We start from the raw sequence: 5,004 nt of genomic DNA on the forward strand, positions 1-5,004 counted from the left end.
ATCTAACATTTTAATCTTCTTCATTTGACTCAATGGGCTTAAATCTGAAATTTTATTGTTTCTCAAACTTAAAATCTCAACATGCTCTAACTCAGCCAAAGGTCCAATATCTTCGAGTTCACCATAAGTTATACTTAATGATTTTAATTGTCTCAACTTCGAGATAAACTGTATATTTTCTAACTTAACTTCTTCCAACGTTAAGTTTTCTAAGTTCGTCATATATTCTAGACCGCTTACGTCTTTTATTCCTTTACTTTTTGCCTCAACGACTATTAAAGATTTAACTTTTAATAAATCTTCCTTAGTTATTGGCGTATTTAGATTCTCTCTATTCAAGTTATATTTATTAATATGCATTTGCAATTGCTTATCTACTATTACATTTCCATCTTGTTGATCCACTTTATCCTCTTTATTTTCCTTTTGATCTTTTGGAACATTGTTTTCTAGATTTAACGCATTTACTTCAAACTGCACCTGGTACTTATTATCATAGGCTATTGTCGGAATATAAATATGCATTTGCATATTATATCTTTTTCCTAATTCTCCAACTTCAAATTGAATAACCTTCGTCCCATTTTTCTTTTTATCCTCTGATATGACTTTTACATCATGGAATACACCAGGAGTATCAATATCCTCTGTTTTCAAGTATTCGAAGAAATCACTATCACTTAACGTTGCCGTTACAATTTTCTTCCCATTCTCAATGGTTAATTTAGGATCTTTTATATAAACAGCTGCCATAGACTCTTCATTCGTTTTATCTTTATACGCTTTAATAACAGCATCATATGTACCATCTTCTAAAGCATGTCCAGTTTTGTTCTCCTCAATTGCTACAGCTGCTAAAGCAGGCGTTGAATACGTAGCAAATGGAAGCGAGAACGCCGCAGCGATAATCATCGCATTTATATGTTTTCTTTTATTTCTTTCCAACTTTACATCTCCTCCAAAATATATAAATCAAAATGTAATCATTTCTCGAATAAATGATAATGATTTTCATTATTGTTGTCAACTAAAAAAATAAAAAGTTCACAAAAAATAACCCCTTTACAAGGGGTTATGCCATTCTTTCTCCTGATTCTTCTTTAAAAAAGCTCTTCATCGCATGAAATACATCTGCTTTTTGCTTTAAAATATAATATCTGAAATTCTCGTCTTTAATATTTTTATATGCTGACATAAGCGTACTGTGGCGGTTGTACTGATTCACTTCCCCATACCCAAACATATTACACTTCTTCATCAACTCTTCCACAAGCTTTACGCATCTAGCATTATCCGAAGTTAAATTATCACCGTCTGAAAAATGGAATGGATAAATATTATAACGGTCTGGTGAATATTTATTATCGATTAACTCAAGTGCTTTTTTGTATACGGAAGAACAGATCGTTCCGCCACTTTCCCCTTTTGAGAAAAACTCTTCTTCTGTGACGACCTTCGCTTCCGTATGGTGAGCAATAAACTCAATGTCTACGGTTTCATACTTTGTGCGTAAAAATCTTGTCATCCAGAAAAAGAAGCTACGTGCCATATACTTCTCCCATATTCCCATCGATCCACTCGTATCCATCATCGCTAATACAACGGCTTTTGAATCTGGCTTTAACACTTCATTCCAAGTACGGAACTTTAAATCTTCTTGGTGAATTGGATGGAAAGATGCTTTACCACGCATTGCATTTCGTTTATATGCAGATATCATCGTCCGTTTCTTATCAATATTTCCCCATAATCCTGTTTTTCTAATATCATTAAATTCAATATGTTCAATCCGGTTTTCATCCATTTCTTTTCTCTTTAAATTAGGCAGCTCTAACTCTTTGAAAAACGCTTGCTCCAATTCTAAAATTGAGACTTCTGCTTCATAATAATCTTCTCCAGCTGCATCTCCTGCCCCTTGCCCTTTTCCTGGTCCCTTCTGCTTTTGACCACCTGATCCATCTCTTGCAACAACATCACCAACTTTGCTGTCACCGTTTCCTTGCCCAACGTGTTTGTTTTTATCATAATTGTATCTAATCTTATATTCATCTAAAGAACGAATCGGTATTTTCACAACATCCTTGCCATTAGACATAACTATACTTTCTTCTGTTACAAGGTCTGGTAAATTATTTTTGATTGCCTCCTGCACTTTTTCTTGATGGCGTTGTTGGTCGTCATATCCTTTGCGATGGAGGGACCAGTTTTCCTGTGAAATCGTGTAATTTGGTTGGTTTTCTTCGCTCATTCCTTTCCCTCCTTACTGTAATTGTCTTCCCCTATGAACAGCAATCTATAATTTTGTTTTCTAGTGTGCGTAACTAGAATATTTGAAAAATAACTGTTCATCGAAAATCATCCCATAAACATATATAGCGTTTTTCATACAATACTCCGAGCATCCTAAACAAAATTTTGCCACTCACATAATAGAAAGAAACATTCAGCCGTTGATAAGAAAGAAACACAATGCATTGTTGCACACATTTTCGTTTTGCAACATATTGTATTGTGTTGGCTTTTTTGTATGAATGGTTGGTTACTCTATCATATGCATATTGTAAAAATAATTGACAAGAAATTCATAAAATCGCATCTTAATTTATTATATTCGGACAAGCTATGACATTTTTTACAAATATCAATAGATAACAAAACGCCGCCCCAAGAATAAGAGACAGCGTTTTGTTATCAAACTATCGATTTAACAAACTACCTACATATCGTAACAATTCATTCGCAGATGAAGAATTATAGCCATGCTCATCAATTAAGCGTGCAACAACATCATTGATTTTCTTAAGCTGATTTTCGTCTGGTGTTTTCGTTGATGTTGTAATTTTCACTATATCTTTTAAATCGGCAAATAGTTTTTTCTGAATCGCTTCACGAAGACGTTCGTGTGAATTATAATCAAAGCGTTTCCCTTTACGTGCATACGCAGAAATGCGAATTAAAATTTCTTCACGGAATGCCTTTTTAGCATTTTCTGAAATTCCAATTTGCTCTTCAATCGAACGCATAAGTTTTTCATCTGGGCTCATTTCTTCACCAGTTAACGGATCACGTAATTTTGATTTATTGCAGTATGCTTCGACGTTATCTAAGTAATTATCCATAAGTGTCTTAGCTGATTCTTCGTATGAATAAACAAATGCTTTTTGTACTTCTTTCTTAGCAATTTCATCGTATTCTTTTCTCGCTAATGAGATGAAATTCATATAGCGCTCTCGGTCCTCACTACTAATTGACGGGTGCTGATCCAATCCGTCTTTTAACGATCTCAGTACATCTAGTGCATTAATAGATGGTACCTCTTTTCGAATAATTGTAGAAGAAATTCGGTTAATGACATAACGAGGGTCAATCCCCTTCATACCTTCATCTTGATATTCGCGTTGCAGTTCCTCTACATCAATCGTATTATATCCTTCTACCGTTTCTCCATCATATAAACGCATCTTTTTAATTAAATCAATATCTGGACGCTTCGGGTCTTTTAAACGAGTTAAAATAGTGAACATTGCTGCAACACGAAGTGTATGCGGTGCAATATGAACATTGGACACATCACTTTCACGAATCATTTTTTCATAAATATGTTCTTCTTCACTAACCCGTAAATTATATGGAACCGGCATTACAATAATTCGTGAATGCAATGCTTCATTTTTCTTATTTGCTATGAAGGAACGATACTCTGTTTCATTTGTATGCGCTACAATTAATTCATCTGCTGAAATAAGCGCAAATCTTCCTGCTTTAAAATTCCCTTCTTGTGTAAGCGATAGTAAATGCCATAAAAATTTCTCATCACATTTTAACATTTCTTGGAATTCCATCATGCCGCGGTTCGCCTTATTTAATTCTCCATCAAATCGATATGCACGAGGATCTGATTCCGAACCGTATTCTGCAATTGTAGAAAAGTCTAGACTACCTGTTAAATCGGCAATATCTTGTGATTTTGGATCAGAAGGACTAAATGTACCAATTCCTGTACGGCGATCTTCAGAGAAGAAAATACGCTCTACAACTACATCCTCAATTCTTGACCCATATTCTTGCTCTAGACGCATAACATTTAATGGTGATAAATTCCCTTCAATCCTTACTCCATATTCATCAAAGAAATCATTCCGTAAATGCTGTGGAATTAAATGAAGTGGATCTTCATGCATTGGGCATCCTTTTATTGCAAAAATCGCTCCACGATCTGTTCGTGAATATGTTTCTAATCCTCGTTTCAACATCGTAACTAATGTTGATTTCCCCCCACTAACAGGCCCCATTAATAACAAAATACGTTTCCTAACATCTAATCGTTTTGCAGATGGATGAAAATATTCTTCCACAAGGCGTTCTAAAGCATCCTCTAATCCAAATAGCTGATTACTAAAGAAGTTATATTTTCTTCTACCATCAACTTCTTCAATTCCAGCATCTTTTATCATATTGTAAATGCGAGAGTGTGCTGTTTGAGCCACCCATGGTCTTTCTTTCACAAGCTCCAAATACTCCGCAAACGTACCTTCCCATTGTAAACGTTCTTCTGCTTCCCGATATTGTTCAATTTTCTTTAGAATATCCATTATAGCTCCTCCCCCATCTCCTTGTTCAATCGGATTATTATAAAAGGTATGCTAGGATGTCCTTAAACATTCTTTAAATCAAAACGAAATATATAATAGCGCTATAAAATTCTCTCCAAAATTCAAAGAAAATTCTGTATAATAAAGGTATTAAAGTTTTCACGCTGCTATTCATTGTAAATAAATTCTTTTCTTCTGGGAACCTTACATACATTTCGATTCACAAATAGGATTCGTAAACCGAAAAAGTAAGGAGGAAATTAGTATGAAGTTATTATTAATTTTAGGTGTATCGCTCACATTTCTTACAGCTATTTTCACATCTGGTTATAACGATAAGCCAGGTACACAAAAAAAGTGATGTGCTTTTCAGCACATCACTTTTTTTCTTGTTTTTTATACACTATTTAAA

The 5,004-nt window shown here is 34.4% G+C and carries 3 protein-coding genes; all 3 read right to left on the reverse strand.

All coding sequences use genetic code 11. The features are described 5' to 3' along the window. Positions 1 to 945 (reverse strand): NEAT domain-containing protein (locus tag AB3X49_RS17590; RefSeq protein ID WP_367963703.1); only part of this gene is annotated, 945 nt, incomplete at its 3' end. Between the two features lie 127 nt (positions 946 to 1,072). Then, positions 1,073 to 2,248, reverse strand: coding sequence for a sporulation protein YhbH (gene yhbH, locus AB3X49_RS17595; RefSeq protein WP_367963706.1), 1,176 nt, complete (start codon positions 2,246 to 2,248; stop codon positions 1,073 to 1,075). Between the two features lie 448 nt (positions 2,249 to 2,696). Then, complete coding sequence (locus AB3X49_RS17600; protein ID WP_002029658.1) at positions 2,697 to 4,592, reverse strand: PrkA family serine protein kinase; 1,896 nt, start codon at positions 4,590 to 4,592, stop codon at positions 2,697 to 2,699. Between the last annotated feature and the right edge of the window lie 412 nt (positions 4,593 to 5,004).

Origin of the sequence: Bacillus sp. C30 (assembly GCF_040838255.1) — a bacterium.
GTDB lineage: Bacteria > Bacillota > Bacilli > Bacillales > Bacillaceae_G > Bacillus_A > Bacillus_A mycoides.

Excerpts from the sequence above, each read along its gene's own strand:
- AB3X49_RS17600 (WP_002029658.1), bottom strand. The coding sequence starts at position 4,592 with ATGGATATTCTAAAGAAAATTGAACAATATCGGGAAGCAGAAGAACGT.
- yhbH (WP_367963706.1), bottom strand. The coding sequence starts at position 2,248 with ATGAGCGAAGAAAACCAACCAAATTACACGATTTCACAGGAAAACTGG.